Here is an 18402-nt window from a genome sequence, read left to right as displayed (position 1 = left end):
TTAATGCCCTGAGGCGGAGCTTCGCCCCTTTGAAATACCTTGCTTCCGTTCATTCAACCCTAAAAGTTTCACGCTACCTGTTCAGAGCTTTGGCGCTCGTTATCTGGTGTCTGATTGCGTTCGCCTCCGTGTTCTACATTGTGAATGCGCTGCACCAGCGAGAGTCTGAGATCCATCAGGAACTTAATCTCAGCTCCGATCAGGCCCAGCGCTACATTCAGCGCACATCTGATGTCATCAAAGAGCTTAAATATATTGCCGAGAATCGCTTAACGGCAGAAAACGGTGTGATGTCGCTGCGGGCGCGAGATGATAAAACCGTCGTGCCTAATTTTGAGCCGTTGTTTGCCGACTCAGACTGTTCTGTCATGGGCAACGCCTGGCGAGGTTCTCTGGAATCACTGGCATGGTTTATGCGCTACTGGCGCGACAACTTTTCCGCCGCCTATGATTTAAATCGAGTGTTCCTGATCGGCAGCGACAACCTCTGTATGGCCAATTTCGGCTTGCGTGATATGCCCGTCGAACGTGACGAGGCCCTGAAGGCGCTGCATGAGCGCATTATTAAGTATCGCAATGCTACGCAAGACGAAAACGGTAACAACTTGTTCTGGATCAGCCAGGGGCCACGTCCGGGAGTAGGGTATTTCTATGCGCTGACGCCGGTTTACCTCGCCAATCGCCTCCAGGCGCTGTTGGGCGTAGAGCAGCCTATTCGCATGGAGAATTTCTTCACTCCGGGCAGTTTACCGATGGGTGTGACCATCCTCGACGAAAATGGCCATGCGCTAATTTCTCTCACTGGCCCTGAAGGGAATATTAAGGCTGAGCCCCACTGGATGCAGGAACGCTCCTGGTTTGGTTACACGCCGGGTTTCCGCGAGCTGGTATTGAAGAAGAATCTGCCTCCGTCCTCCCTGAGCATCGTTTATTCCGTTCCGGTCGATCTGGTGCTGGAGCGGATCCGCATGATGATCCTGAACGCTATCTTGTTGAACGCGCTGGTTGGCGCGGCATTGTTTATGCTCACGCGCATGTATGAACGGCGCATTTTTATTCCGGCGGAAAGTGATGCTCAGCGGCTGGAAGAACATGAGCAGTTTAACCGTAAAATCGTGGCTTCTGCGCCGGTGGGTATTTGTATTCTGCGCACGATGGATGGCATTAACATCCTGAGTAACGAACTGGCGCACACCTATCTGAACATGTTGACGCATGAAGACCGTCAGCGGCTAACGCAAATTATTTGCGGCCAACAGGTCAATTTTGTTGATGTGCTAACCAGCAACAATACCAATCTGCAAATCAGCTTTGTGCACTCGCGCTATCGCAATGAAAACGTGGCAATTTGTGTCCTGGTTGATGTCAGTGCGCGCGTTAAAATGGAAGAGTCGTTGCAGGAGATGGCGCAGGCGGCGGAACAGGCCAGCCAGTCCAAATCGATGTTCCTTGCGACGGTGAGCCATGAGCTACGTACACCGTTGTATGGCATTATCGGGAACCTTGATTTGTTGCAAACCAAAGAGTTACCGAGTGGGGTGGATCGTCTGGTAACGGCGATGAATAACTCTTCCAGCCTGCTGCTGAAAATTATCAGCGATATTCTCGACTTCTCAAAAATTGAATCTGAACAGTTGAAGATTGAGCCGCGAGAGTTTTCACCGCGTGAAGTCATGAACCATATTACGGCTAACTATTTGCCGCTGGTGGTCCGCAAGCAGTTGGGGTTGTACTGCTTTATCGACCCGGATGTGCCCGTGGCGTTGAATGGCGATCCGATGCGTTTACAACAGGTGATTTCTAATCTGCTGAGTAACGCAATCAAGTTTACCGATACCGGTTGTATTGTGCTGCACGTGCAGTGCAGCGGCGACTACCTGAGCATTCGAGTGCGTGATACCGGTGTAGGGATCCCTGCCAAAGAGGTGGTTCGGTTGTTCGATCCTTTCTTCCAGGTGGGGACTGGCGTACAGCGTAATTTCCAGGGAACGGGACTCGGTTTGGCGATTTGTGAAAAACTGATCAGCATGATGGATGGGGATATTTCCGTCGATTCCGAGCCGGGAATGGGGAGTCAGTTTACGCTGCGTATTCCGCTTTATGGCGCACAGTATCCGCTGAAAAAGGGTGTTGAAGGATTGGCAGGCACGCGTTGCTGGCTGGCAGTACGTAATGCGTCACTGTACCAATTTCTCGAATCCAGCCTGACGCGTAACGGGATGACGGTGCTGCGATATGAGGGACAACAGCCTGATGCGGATGACCTGCTGGTGGCCGACGATGTGCTGGAACAGGCCTGGCAGGGACGAGCAGCGGTAATTTTCTGCCGCCGCCATATTGGCATTCCGCTGGAAAGAGAGCCTGGAGAATGGGTACACAGCGTGGCGTCACCGCACGAACTGCCTGCGCTGTTGGCGCATATCTACAGTGTAGAGCTGGGGAGTGAAGATCTCTCCACGGCGCTGCCAGCCCCGGATAAAGCCGGTGCGACGAACGATGACATGATGATCCTGGTTGTTGACGATCACCCTATCAACCGGCGCTTACTGGCCGATCAGCTGGGATCGTTGGGATATCAGTGTAAAACGGCGAATGACGGTGTGGATGCGCTCAATGTACTCAGCAAAAACCATATCGATATCGTGCTGAGTGACGTCAACATGCCAAATATGGATGGTTATCGCCTGACGCAGCGTATCCGCCAGCTAGGGTTAACGCTGCCTGTTGTGGGGGTAACGGCAAACGCGCTGGCCGAAGAGAAGCAGCGTTGTCTGGAATCAGGTATGGATAGCTGTCTGTCCAAGCCGGTGACCTTAGACGTATTGAAGCAAACGCTGGCGGTCTATGCGGAAAGAGTGAGAAAAACGCGGGGATAGGGGAAAAGAGCCGGATGGCGGCGTTAGTCTTATCCGGCCTACGAAACGTGCACGATGCTGTTTATTCGTAGGCCTGATAAACGCAGCGCCATCAGGCATTTTGACGTGATAAAGAATTACTCTTTGTCTGACGGACTCAGCGTCACAGAGGAAAGGTAATTCAGCAGTGCGATATCGTTTTCCACACCGAGCTTCATCATTGCCGATTTTTTCTGGCTGCTGATGGTTTTAATGCTGCGGTTGAGCTTTTTGGCGATCTCAGTAACAAGGAAACCTTCGGCAAACAAGCGTAGAACTTCACTCTCTTTCGGTGACAGACGTTTGTCGCCATAGCCGCTGGCGCTGATTTTCTCCAGCAGACGAGACACGCTTTCAGGGGTAAATTTCTTACCTTTCTGCAGCGCGGCCAGCGCTTTTGGCAGGTCGGTTGGCGCGCCTTGCTTCAGTACGATCCCTTCGATATCGAGATCCAGTACCGCGCTCAGGATAGCCGGATTGTTGTTCATGGTCAGAACGATAATCGACAGGCTTGGGAAATGACGCTTGATATATTTAATTAACGTGATCCCATCACCGTATTTATCTCCCGGCATGGAGAGGTCGGTAATCAACACATGCGCATCCAACTTAGGCAAATTGTTGATCAGTGCAGTGGAGTCTTCAAATTCGCCGACAACATTTACCCACTCGATTTGCTCAAGTGATTTACGAATACCGAACAGTACAATCGGGTGGTCATCGGCAATAATTACGTTCATAGTGTTCATGTATTGGGCTACCTTGCTACAGCAAGCTCTTGACGTAAACGTCAATGTCGCTGATGTATTTTTCTATACCTGGAGCATCTTTCTCTTGAATAAGATGTTCCAGCGCTTCACATAACTGCTTGCCGGGTACCAGATTAAGCATGGCAAACACGCCTTTCAGGCGATGGGCCGTTTGGGCTAATGCAGCGAAATCGCTGATAGCCGCCTCAGTATACAACCTCTTAACATCATCCGGTACTGTGTCTACAAAGAGTGCGTAGTAACCACTGGCATGAAGTTCGGCGTTTTCATCTCCGCCGAGGGGGAGTTCCTGGAACTCTTCTTGTGCCAGCTGCTCTTCAATCAGCTCAAGGACCGCTTCCTGCATAGCATTGCTCATATTAAAGTTGACGCGCAGTTGGCCTGGGCCAATTTTCCGTACGCCAGACTCATCATCGCTTAAAAGTAGGCCTGAGGCAGTAAGATTAGACGGATTATCCGTTAAAAAGAGATCATATTCTTGACTATTCAACCGTTCATCGGGCGTGATGCAGGTTGCCCCCCAGTTTTCCAGCTGACGTAATACAATGCTACGTACGTCATTTGAGGTGACATCAACCATTACGCAGACGTCATCCAACAGGCGCTCTTCACTATCAGCATGTTGATCGTGCAGCGGCATTTTAACATGGACGATGTAACGTGTTCCAAGTTCTTCCCGTGCTTTAATATTCAGGTGTCCGCCAAGTTTGCGGGCTAACTGATCGCACAGCCAGAACGTTAGCGGGTTGGCTTTGCCATACCGATCGCCCTGCGTGTCATTAATGAATGGGAAATGGAGATTATCAACTTCATTTAATGTGACGCCTTCCCCGGTATCCAGAATGCGGAAGGTCAGGCGTTCGGCCTCTGACTCATCCTGGTCGACTTCCAGCGTGATTTTACCAATCTGCGTGGTGGTTACCGCATATTGGATCAACAGCAGCAAAATACGGCGCAAGGCATCGCGATCGCCACGGCGTTCGTCATGGGCGCTTAAGTGATTTTTAATCAGCAGCTGCAGCCCTTTACGCTTAATGGCCGGCAGAACCTCCGGAACCACGTCGTCAATTAATGCCTGCACGGAAAACAGTGTGGATTCACCTTTCCAGGCATCGTTCTCCAGCAGGTTGGCTAGCTGGATTTCGTCCACCATGCGCACCAGAACGTCGGCCTGATTGGCCAGTTTCTGGCTGTCTGGTGTATTGAGCGCGGCGGCATTAGCAGCCAGCGTTTTCGCGGGGGCTTTCAGCGCGCTGCCAATATTCTGCATAAAGGCCGCGCGGGCCTGCTGGTTTTTCTCATACAGCCGCTGTGCTTGTTTCAGTTTCTTATTGACCAGCACCTCGCGGTCCTGGTCACGAATGATAAAGATCTGCGTTCTCGGGGAGATCTGGCTGCGAAACAGTCTGATCTCATACAGTTCATTATTGATGGTGGCCTGAATCACTCCCTGATGCTGCTCTGCCATATTGGTAATGTTTTGCAGATTTAAATGCGGCAGCAGGTGGTCGGCAATTTTATTGCTGATAACCGTGCGGTTTGCTTCCTGATCGTGTACCAGTAATCCCAGCGGCAGAAGGGAAACAATCTCTTCATTGATTGCGCGCAGAACACGCAGCTCATTATTTGCCGCAAGGTTTGGCGCCACTTCAGTCGAACGGGCAGGGAGGTGGCGAAAGGTGGTATAACCAAACAGCGCCAGGGCCAGTAACGCAATGTTCAATAACAGCGGCAGCAGAATGTTTTGCAGCGTATCCAGCAGCAAGGAACCAAATGGAACTTGCCATACCAGTCGCATATCCGTTGAATTCAGCGCTGAAGAGATTTCAATCTTGCCATTGTTGAAGCTGATACTGACGCTGTCTGGTGACTCTTTTTCAGTAATATGCTCGGTTGTTGAGGTGGCATCAGGTTCCAGATGGAAACCGTCCAACGGCATCCCGGGAGGGATCAGGTCATTAATGGGGAGGTCAAAGGCGACAACGGTGGCCAAATGCCCTGGCTGATTAAAGGTCGTGCGTAGCGTGAAGTAATGTCCGTTCTGCCAGACCTGGCGGCGCAAAGAAGAGAAGCTTTCACGCTCATCCAGCGCATTAGCCTGTTGCAGCATTTCAGCGCGTCGGGAATCGACAATATTCCCAATCGTCGATTCTTTAAAACCGGAGGTCAGATCTTTCAGCGGTAACGTCGAGATTAGGATCAGGCTGTTATCCTGACCATTCAAGTAATACATTGACCATGGGACATTCTCCGCGCCCCACAGCGTATCCAGATACGTTGAAATGCGCTGGGTCATTTCCAGTGTAGAACTGTCATGCGAGCCGAAAATCAGCGCTTCAGTCTTTCTGCGGGGTTTCTCAAGATAATAGATATCTTGTTTCAGACGCGTTTCCTGTAGCCCATCTGCGCCTGGTGAACTGGTTGTAGCGGCAATATTGTCATAGATTTGCCAGGTCACGTATCGCCAGGTATCGACCCTTTTATGAATGGCATGGGTAATATCGACAATCTGATAACTCTTATCCTTTAGCCAGGTGTTGACGGCGCTCTGGACCATAACACCCATCATCACCAACAGCACAACGATCAGTAATAAGAAGAAACGGGTAATACTTCCTGGTAACAGGGAGAATCGGGTGGAAACCGTTGTGTCAGACTGACTCATTCGTGTTTATGACCTGTTAAACGACGCGAAAGATGAAAGGGCAGTATAAAGGGTAATGTATGAATTACCACACTTACACCGCGCCGCCTGGCCTGCATTCTTTGCGCCTGATTTTGTTGCAGTCATGGCGGTGCAAAGGTGTACAGTGGATAAAGGTGGGTACAAATATTCGTACGGAATGTATACATTTAGCATTAAATAACAAGAAATTATTTATCAAACTTATATCTGATCGTGACGCCCGAGATAGTTAATAGTCGTTATAGTTTTTCATCGGTAGCACAGAAAGGTAAGTTTTGTGTAAAGAAGGGTAAAAAAAAACCGAACGCTGAGCATTCGGCTGAAATAGGGGTAAACAGACATTCATAAATGAATGACGGTAATAAATAAAGTTAATGATGATAGCGGGTCTATTTTAGTTGCGAGTGAAGATTTTGTTTTGTCATTCAGTGCTATAAGATATTTTTGTGCAATGCATTGATTTTAAAGAGAATTGAAATGATTCTTGATTATTTGTGCTTATTTCGACTGTTTTTTGATTTTAAAAAAGTTCCCTTTCATTAACATTTAGAAACATCTATACCGATAAATGAAACACCTTAAAAGTTTTAGTATCATATTCGTGTTGGATTATTCTGTGTTTTTGCGGAGAATGAAGTTGCCGACTGGTTAATGACCTTAATCAGTATGCAGTGGCATAAAAAAGCAATAAAGGCATATAACAGAGGGTTAATAACATGAAAGTTAAAGTACTGTCCCTCCTGGTACCAGCACTGCTGGTAGCAGGCGCAGCGAATGCGGCTGAAATTTATAACAAAGACGGCAACAAATTAGATCTGTACGGTAAAGTCGACGGTCTGCACTATTTCTCCGACAACAAAGGTGATGATGGTGACAAGACTTACATGCGTATCGGCTTCAAAGGCGAAACTCAGGTTAACGACCAACTGACCGGTTACGGCCAGTGGGAATACCAGATTCAGGGTAATGCAGCTGAAAGTGAAAACAACGCCTGGACGCGTGTGGCGTTTGCGGGTCTGAAATTCGCTGACGTAGGTTCTTTCGACTACGGTCGTAACTACGGCGTAGTTTACGACGTAACGTCCTGGACCGATGTCCTGCCAGAATTCGGCGGCGATACTTACGGTGCTGACAACTTCATGCAGCAGCGTGGTAACGGCTTCGCGACCTACCGTAACACCGACTTCTTCGGTTTGGTTGATGGCCTGAACTTTGCCATTCAGTATCAGGGTAAAAACGGTAGCGTAAGCGGCGAAGACGAGAACGGCAGAACGTTCACTGGCGTGACCAACAACGGTCGTGACGCGCTGCGTCAAAACGGCGACGGCGTTGGCGGATCTATCACTTATGATATCGGTGAAGGCTTCGCACTGGGTACTGCTGTCACCAGCTCCAAACGTACTGACGAGCAGAACCGTTTGAACTTCGGTACTGGCGACCGTGCTGAAACCTACACTGGTGGTCTGAAATACGACGCGAACAACGTGTACCTGGCAGCACAGTACACCCAGACCTACAACGCAACGCGTGCGGGCTCCCTGGGCTGGGCTAACAAAGCACAGAACTTCGAAGCCGTTGCTCAGTACCAGTTCGACTTCGGTCTGCGTCCGTCCGTGGCTTACCTGCAGTCCAAAGGTAAAGACCTGGGCCGCGGCTATGGCGACGAAGATATCCTGAAATATGTTGATGTTGGCGCGACCTACTACTTCAACAAAAACATGTCCACCTATGTTGATTACAAAATCAACCTGCTGGATGACAACCAGTTCACTCGTGATGCTGGCATCAGCACCGATGACATCGTAGCACTGGGTCTGGTTTACCAGTTCTAATCTACATTATGTCTATCAAAGGCCCTGCGGGGCCTTTTTTAATGCCGTTTTTTCGCCGTACAAACAACGATTTTTGGTGTACTCTTGCGCCCGTTCGCATGAGGATAATTACGTATGGAAATGAATTTTTATCGCGCAGCACTGCTGGCTGTGACGATCTTTTTTGTCGGGTGCGATGAGGCCCCGAAACCTGCTCAGACCACAATTCCTGCCACGGTTCTGGAAGGTAAAACGATGGGCACTTTCTGGCGGGTCAGTGTGGTAGGCGTAGATGCCAAACGCGCCAGGGAACTGCAGGCCAAGATCCAGACTCAGCTTGATGCCGATGATCAACTGCTCTCCACCTATAAAAACGATTCTGCGTTAATGCGCTTTAACCTGTCGAAAAGTCTGTCGCCGTGGCCGGTTAACGACGCCATGGCGGATATCGTGACTTCGGCGCTACGCATTGGTGCAAAAACCGATGGGGCCATGGATATCACCGTGGGGCCGTTAGTCAACATGTGGGGATTTGGCCCGGATCAGCAGCCGTTGCATATTCCCACCCAAGGGCAAATTGACGCTGCAAAAGCGCAAACAGGGCTTTCTCATCTGAAAGTCGTGAATGAAGCGCATCAGAACTACCTGCAAAAAGACTTGCCGGATCTGTATGTTGATCTCTCGACCGTTGGTGAAGGGTACGCCGCCGATCATCTGGCTCGATTGATGGAGCAAGAGGGGATCTCCCGTTATCTGGTTTCCGTTGGTGGTGCGCTGAACAGCAGGGGAATGAATGCTGAAGGGCATCCGTGGCGAGTGGCAATCCAGAAACCCACCGATCGTGAAAACGCGGTGCAGGCGATTGTCGACATTAACGGGCACGGCATTAGCACCTCCGGCAGCTACCGGAACTATTATGAGCTGGACGGTAAGCGCCTTTCCCATGTTATCGATCCACAAACCGGTCGCCCGATCGAACATAATCTGGTGTCCGTAACGGTGATTGCGCCAACGGCGCTGGAAGCCGATGGCTGGGATACCGGATTGATGGTGCTCGGCCCGGAAAAGGCCAAAGAAGTCGTGCGTCGTGAAGGGCTGGCGGTCTATATGATTGTGAAAGAGGGTGAGGGGTTTAAAACCTGGATGTCGCCGCAGTTTAATAGCTTTCTGGTCAGCGAAAAAAATTAAAAAGCAAGATTGCGGGTTTTTATGCCCGACGATGGGGACACACTGAGGCTAAGCGCTATGCTTAACAAAGGAGTCCGAAATGAAAAATCGTTTACGCATCACTGACGATGACCGTTGGCAGTCCGTTGTGGATCGCGACGTTAACGCCGACGGTCAGTTTGTTTTTGCCGTCCAGACTACCGGTATTTTCTGCCGTCCGTCCTGTCGGGCAAAACATGCGCTGCGCAAAAATGTCCGTTTTTTCGCCGATGCCCAGCAGGCACAGGATGCCGGGTTTCGCCCCTGTAAGCGCTGCCAGCCGGATAAAGACAGCGCGCAACAGCATCGGCTGGATAAAATTGCCCGCGCCTGTCAGTTGTTGGAGCAAGAGTCACCTCTTACGTTGGACGAGCTGGCACAGCAGGTGGCAATGAGCCCGTATCACTTGCATCGTCTGTTCAAAGCCACGACGGGCATGACCCCGAAAGTGTGGCAACAATCATGGCGTGCTCGCCGTCTGCGCGATGCCCTGGCGAAAGGTGTTTCGGTTACACAGGCGATTCTCAACGCCGGATTCCCCGACAGCAGCAGCTACTACCGCAAAGCCGATCAAGCATTAGGCATGACGGCAAAGCAATTTCGTAAAGGTGGCGATAACGTATCTGTACGCTATACCCTCGCAGATTGCGCTCTGGGTCGCTGTCTGGTGGCGGAAAGCGAGCGGGGTATCTGCGCGATCTTGCTTGGCGATGATGACGCTACGTTGGTTGCGGATCTTCATGCGCTGTTTCCCGCCGCGCAGGATGTACCTGCAGATGCCGATTTTCAGCAGCGCGTGCGCGAAGTGATCGTCGCGATCAATTCGCGTGACGCGTCGCTATCGCTCCCCCTGGATATCCGGGGCACCGCATTTCAGCAGCAGGTGTGGCAGGCGCTGCGCACAATTCCGTGCGGCGAAACAGTGAGCTACCAACAGCTGGCCAGCGCCATCGGCAAACCGAAGGCGGTGCGCGCGGTGGCCAGTGCCTGTGGGGCCAACAAACTGGCGATTGTTATCCCGTGTCACCGGGTGATCCGTGGCGATGGCGCACTTTCGGGCTACCGATGGGGTATTGCGCGCAAGGCGCAGTTACTGCAACGGGAAGCTACTGGCGAGGAAACATAATGCTCGATCTCTTTGCGGATGCGAAACCCTGGCAGGAGCCGCTGGCGTCAGGTGCGGTTATTCTGCGACGTTTCGCTTTTGACTCTGCGCCCTCTTTACTGCAGGCGATAGCGGCTGTCGCCAGACAGTCGCCGTTTCGCCAGATGGTGACGCCCGGCGGCTATACGATGTCGGTGGCGATGACCAACTGCGGCCATCTGGGCTGGACGACGGATCAGCATGGCTATCTTTATTCTCCGTTTGATCCACTCACCGGCACGCACTGGCCGCCGCTGCCGGATGCGTTCGTTGATCTGTGCCAACAGGCGGCGACGGCGGCGGGCTATGCTGATTTTCAACCCGATGCCTGCCTGATTAACCGCTACACACCAGGGGCAAAACTGTCCTTACATCAGGATAAAGACGAGCCCGACCTGCGGGCGCCGATTGTCTCTGTATCGCTGGGGCTACCAGCCATCTTTCAATTTGGCGGATTGCACCGTAATGACCCTTTAAAGCGTTTGCTGCTGGAACATGGCGATGTCGTGGTGTGGGGCGGTAATTCGCGGCTGTTTTATCATGGGATCCAGCCGCTTAAAACAGGGTATCACCCATTAACCGGAGACTGTCGTTACAACCTGACGTTTCGTCTGGCTGGTAAAAAAGAATAAAAATAAGAATTATTATTGCTGTCGACGAAGAGATGTTTAAACTGCGGGCTGTTATTACTTGTCCGGGTTGTTAGCATGGAACTTTTACTTCTTGTCTGGCGGCAGTATCGCTGGCCATTTATCAGCGTGATGGCGCTCAGCCTCGCCAGCGCCGCGTTGGGGATTGGGCTGATTGCGTTTATCAACCAGCGCTTGATCGAAACGGTCGACACCACGCTGATGGTGCTACCGGAGTTTCTTGGCCTGCTGCTGTTGTTGATGGTTGTCACCCTCGGTTCTCAGCTGGCGTTGACCACGCTGGGTCACCACTTTGTCTACCGCCTGCGTAGCGAATTTATCAAACGAATTCTGGATACTCACGTCGAGCGTATTGAACAGCTTGGCAGCGCCTCGTTGCTGGCCGGTTTAACCAGTGATATCCGCAACATCACCATCGCCTTTGTTCGTCTGCCTGAGCTGGTGCAGGGGATTATCCTGACCATAGGATCGGCGGCGTATCTGGCGATGCTGTCGACCAAAATGCTACTGGTAACGGCAATCTGGATGGCAATCACCATCTGGGGCGGATTTGTGCTGGTGGCGCGGGTGTATAAACACATGGCCACCTTGCGCGAAACTGAAGACAAGTTGTACAACGATTATCAGACGGTGCTGGAAGGGCGCAAAGAGCTGACGCTTAACCGCGAGCGCGCCGAGCATATCTTTAATCAGATGTACGTCCCGGATGCCAAAGAGTATCGCCACCATATTATCCGTGCCGATACCTTCCACCTGAGCGCGGTTAACTGGTCGAACATTATGATGCTGGGTGCCATTGGCCTGGTGTTCTGGATGGCTAACAGTCTGGGATGGGCTGATACCGCCGTGGCAGCGACCTATTCTCTGACGCTGTTATTCCTGCGAACACCGTTGCTTTCTGCCGTTGGCGCGCTGCCGACGCTGCTTACCGCGCAGGTGGCGTTCAACAAGCTGAATAAATTCGCACTGGCACCTTTTAAGGCCGAATTCCCACGCCCAACCGCGTTTCCCAACTGGCAAACGCTGGAGCTGCGCAACGTGGTTTTTCACTATCAGGATAATGCGTTTTCCGTAGGGCCGGTGAATCTGACGATTCATCGCGGTGAACTGATCTTTCTGATTGGCGGTAACGGTAGCGGGAAATCTACGCTGGCGATGTTACTGACCGGTCTATACCAGCCGCAGTCAGGCGAAATATTGCTTGATGGTAAGGCCGTTGCCGTTGAAAAACCGGAAGACTACCGCAAGCTCTTCTCCGCCGTGTTTACCGACGTCTGGCTGTTCGACAAACTGCTGGGGCCGGAAGGTAAAGAGGCTAATCCGCAGCTGGTCGCGAAGTGGCTGGAACATCTGAAGATGGGTCATAAGCTGGAGCTGAGCGATGGTCGTATCCTCAATCTGAAGCTGTCGAAAGGGCAGAAGAAACGCGTGGCGCTGCTGCTGGCCCTGGCGGAGGAGCGCGACATCATTCTGCTGGACGAATGGGCTGCCGATCAGGATCCCCATTTCCGCCGGGAGTTCTATCAGGTGCTATTGCCTTTGATGCAGGAAATGGGGAAAACCATTTTCGCCATCAGCCACGACGATCACTATTTTATTCACGCCGATCGTCTACTGGAAATGCGTAACGGACAGTTGAGTGAACTGTTGGGCGATGAACGTGACGCCGCCTCGCGCGACGCGGTGGCTCGCACAGCCTGATCCTTCGTGCCGCCGGTTTTTTAGCCACCCGGCGGCACTGTTTATTGTTATTTACATAAATCGGCATCATGATTAATGATATTTCATATCATGGATTTATGATTAATGTCCGTAATAAACAAAAACAGCGCCAGACTGCGTGATGAAGAGCGTGCGCGCCTCATCTGGCTGCTGACCACTGATAAAGCCATTATTTCAACGCTGTTGGGCAAGCTTACCCTGGCTGAGCAATATGACGTCGGTACGTTAGCCGACGATATTGCTGAGGTAGGGGCGCTGGTGGCCCACCTGCCACCGCCTGACCTGGCCGATACCCTCGAAGCTTTGCCCTCTGAAGAGCGCCACGCCCTGTGGCGGCTGGTCGAAAATGAAAAGCGCGGTAACGTCTTGCTTGAGGCGTCTGAAAACGTCTGGGACGACCTGATCGATGAGATGAGCGACCGCGAGCTGCTGGATGCGCTGCAATATCTCGATATTGATGAACAGATTTACCTGGTGCAGCATTTGCCTCGTAACCTTACCGGTCGTCTGCTGGCGACGTTACCGGCAGAGGAGAGGACGCGCGTCCGCCAGGTGCTGCACTACGAGAAAAATAGCGTCGGCGCGATCATGGAGTTCGAAGTCATCACCGTGCGTCCGGACGTGACGCTGGAAGTGGTGCAACGCTATCTGCGGCGGCTGGGGAAAATGCCGGAGAACACCGATAAACTTTTCGTGACCGATCGCAATAAAGTGCTGGTTGGCGAACTGACGCTAACCTGCATTTTACTCAATGATGTGCAGCGAAAAGTCAGCGAGGTGATGGAAGATGACCCGCTCACCTTTTCTCCTGAAGATATCGCCGAAAACGCTGCGCGTACCTTCGAACGCGACAACCTGGTCAGCGCCGCGGTGGTTGACCCTTCCGGTAAACTGATGGGCCGTTTAACCATCGATGAGATTGTCGACGTTGTCTATGAAGAAACCGACACCGATCTGCGTCGAATGGGGGGCTTAAGCGCCGAAGAGGACGTGTTTGCGCCTGTTACCAAAGCGGTAAAAACCCGCTGGGCGTGGTTGGCCGTTAACCTCTGTACCGCCTTTATCGCCTCGCGGGTGATCGACGGTTTTGAACATACGATTTCGCAACTGGTGGCGCTGGCCTCGTTGATGCCGATTGTGGCGGGTATCGGCGGCAATACCGGGAATCAAACTATCACTATGATTGTCCGCGCGCTCGCGCTGCAAAATATTCAGCCGGGGAACCTGACGTTTCTCATCCTGCGCGAGATGGGCGTAGCGCTAATCAACGGCCTCGTGTGGGGCGGGATTATGGGTGGCATTACCTGGTGGCTGTACGATGATATGGCGCTCGGTGGTGTGATGACTCTGGCGATGATGCTCAATCTACTGATGGCGGCGTTGATGGGGGTTATCATTCCGATGACGATGGTGAAGCTCGGGCGCGACCCGGCGGTCGGCTCGAGCGTCATGATAACCGCTATCACTGATACTGGTGGTTTCTTTATTTTTCTCGGTCTGGCAACGCTGTTTCTGATGTAGTCGCCCGTTTGCGTCTGACGATACGCGGTAGAATGAGCATCGTCATCACCCCGGCAACCACGCCAATCGCCAGGTTGCCGGTAGAAACCGTGGCAGCGACGGTCACCAGCATCACCAGCGTTTCAGTGACGGGGAGTTTCGTCAGCGTGGCGGGCTGGATGCTGTGCCAACTGAAGGTTTTTACCGCCACAATTACCATAATACCTGCCAGCACCGACATGGGTATTTCTGCCATCACTTCGCTTAACCCTGTGACTAACAGGAGTAATACCAGTCCGGCGGCAACCGTCGAGACGCGGCTGCGTCCTTTGCCCATCTCGACGTTAACGATGGTTTGACCAATCATCGCGCACCCGGCGATGCCGCCATAAAATCCGGCCAGAATATTGGCTATCCCCAGCCCGGCACTCTCGCGATTTTTATTCGACGGCGTCACCGTCAGGTCATCCACCAGACGGGCGGTTAACAGCGACTCCATCAAACCAACAAAAGCAATACTCAGCGCGCAGGGCCAGATAATCGCCAGCGTTTGCAGGTTGAGCGGAACCAACAACTGGGTGAAACCCGGCAGGCCGCCGCTCATTGAACCTTCATCACCGACGGTCGGTAACAGTTGCCCGCTGCTGACAGTGAACACGGTTAGCAGCACGATGGCGATAAGCGGTGCGGGAATTGCTTTAATAAACCGCGGAACCCACAGCACAATCAGCAGCGTCAGGACAAACAGCCCCCAGATGAGCGGGCTTTTGCCCCAGAAATGCGGGACCTGGGCAAAGAAAATCAATATACCCAGCGCGTTAACAAAGCCGGTCATCACGGCCGTAGGGATGAATCGCATCAGACGTGCCATTCCCAATACACCAAACAGGATCTGAATCATCCCGGCCAGCACCACTGCAGGAAGGATATATTGCACGCCGTGTTGATGCACCATCGGACCAATCACCAGCGCGACCGATCCTGCAGCGGCGGTAACCATTGCGGGACGACCGCCTAAAAAAGACATCGCCAGGCACAGTACGACGGAGGCGATCAGACTGACTTTAGGATCAACGCCTGCGATCACGGAAAACGAGATTACTTCCGGGATCAGCGCCAGGGCGGTTACCACGCCGGCCAGCGTTTCGCGCACCAGCAGACGGGGTTGGCGGAGCACGGCACGGGTCGTGTGTTCCGAGACTGTGGCAGAGGAATGTTGAGTTGCAGACATAGTTACACTCAGGTCAGAAATGGCCTGATACAGCAGACCGACAGGCATCCGTGCGGTGAATAGCAAAGCGCAGCATAGTACCCGTCAGATGGACCGGTTTCCAGAAATGATTGTCAATAACCGCATAAACTATCAACGTATTAATAACATTTTTAAAAATTAAATATAATTTATAAACTTTATTTAATTATTTTTACTTAAGTGTTACCGTTGGTGCCGCTCGATTTTCACCTGCATTAAAAGCAAAAAAGCGATACTAAAAGTAAGGCATTAACATTATGAAAAAAGTGACTGCCATGCTCTTCACCATGGCCGTTGGGCTGAATGTTGTCTCGATGGCGGCAAAAGCGAAAGCGGCGGAAGAGCAGGAAACGGATGTACTGTTGATTGGCGGCGGCATCATGAGCGCCACGCTGGGAACCTATTTACAGGAGCTGGAGCCGCAATGGTCAATGACCATGGTTGAGCGACTGGATGGTGTAGCGCAGGAAAGCTCAAACGGCTGGAATAACGCCGGAACCGGCCACTCCGCACTGATGGAGCTGAACTACACGCCTAAAAAGGCCGACGGTAGCATCAGCATTGAAAAGGCAGTCGAAATTAACGAAGCCTTCCAGATTTCCCGCCAGTTTTGGGCCTATCAGGTCAATAATGGCGTAATGCATGAACCACGCTCGTTTATCACCACCGTTCCGCACATGAGTTTTGTCTGGGGTGACGAGAACGTGAACTTCCTGCGTGCCCGTTACACCGCACTGCAGCAGAGCACGCTGTTCCGTGGTATGCGCTATTCCGAAGACCACGCGCAGATTAAAGAGTGGGCGCCGCTGGTCATGGAAGGTCGCGATCCGCAGCAGAAAGTCGCAGCAACGCGTACCGAGATTGGTACTGACGTGAACTACGGCGAAATCACCCGCCAACTGATTACCTCATTGCAGAAAAAGCCCAACTTTGCGCTGCAGTTGAGCACCGAAGTGCGTGGCTTTAAGCGTAATGCCGACAATAGCTGGACTGTCACAGTCGCCGATCTGAAAAATAACGAAGCGGAACACGATATCAAGGCGAAGTTTGTCTTTATCGGTGCCGGTGGCGCTGCGCTGAAGCTGTTGCAGGAAACCGACATTCCGGAAGCGAAAGGCTATGCCGGATTCCCGGTTGGCGGGCAGTTCCTGGTTGCAGAAAATCCGGATGTGGTCAATCGCCACCTGGCGAAAGTGTACGGTCAGGCCTCCGTTGGCGCGCCGCCGATGTCTGTACCGCATATCGATACCCGTATCCTTGATGGCAAGCGCGTTGTGCTGTTTGGGCCATTCGCGACATTCTCCACCAAGTTCCTGAAAAACGGTTCATTGTGGGATCTGCTCAGCTCGACCACCACCTCGAACTTTATGCCTATGGTCAACGTGGGTCTGGATAACTTCGATCTGGTGAAATATCTGGTGAGCCAAGTGATGCTCAGCGACGACGACCGTTTTGCTGCGCTGCAAGAGTACTATCCGCAGGCGAAAAAAGAAGACTGGCGTTTATGGCAGGCGGGCCAGCGCGTGCAGATCATCAAAAGCGATGCGGAGAAGGGTGGCGTGCTGCGTCTGGGCACTGAGGTCGTCAGCGATAAAGAAGGCACGATTGCTGCGCTGCTGGGAGCTTCTCCGGGCGCATCAACCGCGGCACCGATCATGCTGCATCTGATGGAAAAAGTGTTTAAAGATAAAGTAGCCAGCCCCGAGTGGCAGGCGAAGCTGAAAACCATTATTCCGTCTTATGGTACTAAGCTGAACGGTAACGTTGAGGCTACGGAACAAGAGTTGCAGTACACCAGTGAGGTTCTGGGTCTGAAATATGACAAGCCGCAGGTTGCTGATGAAGCACCGAAACCACAACTGAAACCTCAGGCACAACCGCAGCCTGAACAGAAAGCCGTTGCGGATATAGCGCTGTAAAATAAAATGCCGGATGGCGCTGCTGCGCTTATCCGGCATTGTTTATGCGTCTGTAGGCCGGATAAGGCGGTACGCCGCCATCCGGCACATTCTCACTTAGCGCGTGACTGCGTCCTGAATTTTGTCTTCCGCTTTCCAGATACGGTATTTAACGTCCACGTTTTCCGGGGTGTAGACCACAATCGGCAGCTTGCTGTTGTAACGCAGCATTCCGTCATCACCCAGATGCGCAGTAATGAATTTCTTCTCTTTCTTACCGTCCGGGCAGGCCATCATGGTTGAAACCGGAGAGGTAACTTTGTCAAAGACATAGTAGTCATATCCCCAACCTTCCAGCGTTTTGCTGTCCAGTTCTCCGCCCAGGCGGTGTTGGTTACAGTCAACTTCCAGCGTTTGTCCGATCAGCAGTTCTACTTTCAGAGTAGATTCATCTTTCTCAGGGGTAAGCTGGATAACCTGGCGCTTCATACCCTTTTCCGCCTTGGGATAAGGGGCGACTTTTTCCAGCGGCTGAGCGGCGGTATCGTTACTGGCAGCCCATGCAGAGGTGCTGGCAAAGGCGGCGAAAAGTACGGCAGGGATAATTGTCTTCATCTTATTGTTCACAGTGTTTCCTTTCTTCTGTCTTATGAACGAGTCTGTAGCAGGTTAACATATTTGGATAATCTATTAATCTGGATTTACTTATATTTAAAGTGTATTAGGTAGAGTTTCGCTGCCATGGTAGCGATATATCCTAGGAATTATCCTAATATTGAGATCTTTATCTTTTTGAATAAACCGTTATATACATTGTTATATAACTCATTGAAATGTGAGCAAAAGCGCATTTTTTCCCGCCAACTCAA

General features: G+C 51.9%; 12 protein-coding genes. 8 read left to right on the top strand and 4 right to left on the bottom strand.

The features are described from left to right. The first annotated feature begins 29 nt into the window (after positions 1–29). Positions 30–2876, top strand: coding sequence for a two-component system sensor histidine kinase RcsC (gene rcsC / locus OGX83_RS16395; RefSeq protein WP_213753086.1), 2847 nt, complete (start codon positions 30–32; stop codon positions 2874–2876). 116 nt (positions 2877–2992) lie between these two features. Here rcsC and rcsB read toward each other — a convergent pair whose 3' ends face one another. Further along, a complete protein-coding gene (rcsB, locus tag OGX83_RS16390; RefSeq protein ID WP_003027592.1) occupies positions 2993–3643 on the bottom strand; it encodes a response regulator transcription factor RcsB in 651 nt (216 codons plus the stop codon). A 16-nt stretch (positions 3644–3659) separates the two neighbouring features. Further along, positions 3660–6329: a phosphotransferase RcsD gene (gene rcsD, locus OGX83_RS16385; RefSeq protein ID WP_286588579.1), complete on the bottom strand. Its 2670-nt coding sequence runs from the start codon at positions 6327–6329 to the stop codon at positions 3660–3662. Between the two features lie 737 nt (positions 6330–7066). On the opposite strand from rcsD, the gene OGX83_RS16380 reads away from it, so the two are divergent. The 6 genes from OGX83_RS16380 to mgtE all read left to right on the top strand — a co-directional run bounded on the left by OGX83_RS16380 (position 7067) and on the right by mgtE (position 14404). Continuing rightward, complete coding sequence (locus OGX83_RS16380; RefSeq protein WP_048215883.1) at positions 7067–8182, top strand: porin OmpC; 1116 nt, start codon at positions 7067–7069, stop codon at positions 8180–8182. A gap of 114 nt (positions 8183–8296) precedes the next feature. After that, on the top strand, positions 8297–9349 hold the full coding sequence (gene apbE / locus OGX83_RS16375) for an FAD:protein FMN transferase ApbE (protein ID WP_286588577.1): 1053 nt from the start codon (positions 8297–8299) through the stop codon (positions 9347–9349). Positions 9350–9428: 79 nt separating this feature from the next. Continuing rightward, entirely contained in the window at positions 9429–10493 is a 1065-nt protein-coding gene (gene ada, locus OGX83_RS16370) for a bifunctional DNA-binding transcriptional regulator/O6-methylguanine-DNA methyltransferase Ada (protein ID WP_286588575.1), read from the top strand. Beyond that, positions 10493–11143 carry a DNA oxidative demethylase AlkB gene (gene alkB, locus OGX83_RS16365; protein ID WP_502873520.1) on the top strand — a complete coding sequence of 217 codons (651 nt, stop codon included), beginning with the start codon at positions 10493–10495 and terminating at the stop codon, positions 11141–11143. The genes ada and alkB overlap by 1 nt, the downstream gene beginning before the upstream one ends. 75 nt (positions 11144–11218) lie before the next feature. Next, a complete protein-coding gene (locus OGX83_RS16360; RefSeq protein WP_003834645.1) occupies positions 11219–12862 on the top strand; it encodes a multidrug ABC transporter permease/ATP-binding protein in 1644 nt (547 codons plus the stop codon). A 105-nt stretch (positions 12863–12967) separates the two neighbouring features. After that, positions 12968–14404 carry a magnesium transporter gene (gene mgtE, locus OGX83_RS16355; RefSeq protein ID WP_008785304.1) on the top strand — a complete coding sequence of 479 codons (1437 nt, stop codon included), beginning with the start codon at positions 12968–12970 and terminating at the stop codon, positions 14402–14404. Here mgtE and OGX83_RS16350 read toward each other — a convergent pair. Beyond that, positions 14367–15614, bottom strand: coding sequence for a SulP family inorganic anion transporter (locus OGX83_RS16350; protein WP_286588573.1), 1248 nt, complete (start codon positions 15612–15614; stop codon positions 14367–14369). The two genes, mgtE and OGX83_RS16350, sit on opposite strands and share 38 nt — an antisense overlap. 278 nt (positions 15615–15892) lie before the next feature. On the opposite strand from OGX83_RS16350, the gene mqo reads away from it, so the two are divergent. Next, positions 15893–17554 carry a malate dehydrogenase (quinone) gene (gene mqo, locus OGX83_RS16345; protein ID WP_003834639.1) on the top strand — a complete coding sequence of 554 codons (1662 nt, stop codon included), beginning with the start codon at positions 15893–15895 and terminating at the stop codon, positions 17552–17554. Between the two features lie 96 nt (positions 17555–17650). Here mqo and eco read toward each other — a convergent pair whose 3' ends face one another. Then, positions 17651–18148 (bottom strand): serine protease inhibitor ecotin, encoded by a 498-nt coding sequence (eco, locus tag OGX83_RS16340; RefSeq protein ID WP_234096387.1) that lies wholly within the window; start codon positions 18146–18148, stop codon positions 17651–17653. Positions 18149–18402: the final 254 nt, after the last annotated feature.

It is taken from the genome of Citrobacter sp. Cpo074, from assembly GCF_030332745.1.
GTDB lineage: Bacteria > Pseudomonadota > Gammaproteobacteria > Enterobacterales > Enterobacteriaceae > Citrobacter > Citrobacter portucalensis.
This window is presented reverse-complemented; position numbering and strand designations above follow the sequence as displayed.

What these genes read in the sequence shown, in the direction of transcription:
- rcsB (WP_003027592.1), bottom strand. Translation starts at nt 3,643, where the DNA reads ATGAACACTATGAACGTAATTATTGCCGATGACCACCCGATTGTACTG.
- rcsD (WP_286588579.1), bottom strand. Translation starts at nt 6,329, where the DNA reads ATGAGTCAGTCTGACACAACGGTTTCCACCCGATTCTCCCTGTTACCA.
- OGX83_RS16380 (WP_048215883.1), top strand. Translation starts at nt 7,067, where the DNA reads ATGAAAGTTAAAGTACTGTCCCTCCTGGTACCAGCACTGCTGGTAGCA.
- apbE (WP_286588577.1), top strand. Translation starts at nt 8,297, where the DNA reads ATGGAAATGAATTTTTATCGCGCAGCACTGCTGGCTGTGACGATCTTT.
- ada (WP_286588575.1), top strand. Translation starts at nt 9,429, where the DNA reads ATGAAAAATCGTTTACGCATCACTGACGATGACCGTTGGCAGTCCGTT.
- alkB (WP_502873520.1), top strand. Translation starts at nt 10,493, where the DNA reads ATGCTCGATCTCTTTGCGGATGCGAAACCCTGGCAGGAGCCGCTGGCG.
- OGX83_RS16360 (WP_003834645.1), top strand. Translation starts at nt 11,219, where the DNA reads ATGGAACTTTTACTTCTTGTCTGGCGGCAGTATCGCTGGCCATTTATC.
- mgtE (WP_008785304.1), top strand. Translation starts at nt 12,968, where the DNA reads ATGTCCGTAATAAACAAAAACAGCGCCAGACTGCGTGATGAAGAGCGT.
- OGX83_RS16350 (WP_286588573.1), bottom strand. Translation starts at nt 15,614, where the DNA reads ATGTCTGCAACTCAACATTCCTCTGCCACAGTCTCGGAACACACGACC.
- mqo (WP_003834639.1), top strand. Translation starts at nt 15,893, where the DNA reads ATGAAAAAAGTGACTGCCATGCTCTTCACCATGGCCGTTGGGCTGAAT.
- eco (WP_234096387.1), bottom strand. Translation starts at nt 18,148, where the DNA reads ATGAAGACAATTATCCCTGCCGTACTTTTCGCCGCCTTTGCCAGCACC.